This is a genomic window from Megasphaera sp. AF13-6AC (assembly GCF_027685385.1).
Taxonomy (GTDB): domain Bacteria; phylum Bacillota; class Negativicutes; order Veillonellales; family Megasphaeraceae; genus Megasphaera; species Megasphaera micronuciformis.
Window position 1 is genome coordinate 1 of record NZ_JAQCUN010000283.1, and the last position, 829, is coordinate 829.

Consider the following 829-nt stretch of genomic DNA (forward strand, 5'->3'; position numbering starts at 1 on the left):
CAGTTGTGGAAAAAATACTCGAAAAAGGGCGTTTGCAACGTACTTTAACTGTTCGCAAACGAGCCGGAGAATCACGGCAATGGCGTATACGGCGTCGCTAAGGGAGAATAAACGGTGTTATTTAAAAGACAGTGGAAACATATAGATAAAGTATTGGTGGCGGCAGCTGTACTTATTGTAGCCATCAGTATCTGTATTATCGGCAGTGCCACACATATTAATAAGGGTGCCATTAACTACGATTTTGTAGCTAAACAGGGCGGGGCTTTTATTGTCAACTTATTGTTGGTTCTCTTTATTTGTAATTATGACTATACTAAGTTGCGGCGCATTGCCAAACCCTTGTATGTCATCAATCTGCTCATGTTGGTGGCTGTTATGTTTTTAGGAAGATCCGCTCTTGGGGCCCAGCGATGGATTCAAATCGGGCCGCTTACATTACAGCCGTCCGAGTTTTCCAAGCTTATTATGATTGTGTGTATGGCCGCCTTACTGACCGATCGTATCGGAAAGCTCAATACGTGGAGAGAGATTATTCCCTTCGGCTTATGTGTAGGCATTCCGTTTCTTCTGGTATTAAAACAACCTGACTTGGGAACCAGTCTTGTATTCTTGGCAATTGCCGTAGCTATGCTTTTTGTCAGTCGTATAAGGCTGAAACTTCTGCGTAATATTTTTATTGCCGCACTGTGTCTTGCTCCTTTCGGGTGGTACTTTATGAAGGACTATCAGAAGTCGCGTATTATGGTTTTTTTAGACCCTAATGCAGATCCCTTCGGAGCCGGCTATCATATCATTCAGTCAAAAATAGCTATCGGTTCGGGAATGC

1 protein-coding gene is annotated in these 829 nt (G+C 43.2%); it reads left to right on the forward strand.

The genetic code is table 11. The features are described 5' to 3' along the window. Positions 1-114: 114 nt before the first annotated feature. Positions 115-829, forward strand: a 715-nt coding sequence (locus PGX78_RS08880) for an FtsW/RodA/SpoVE family cell cycle protein (RefSeq protein WP_270446600.1), incomplete at its 3' end; no start/stop codon positions are given.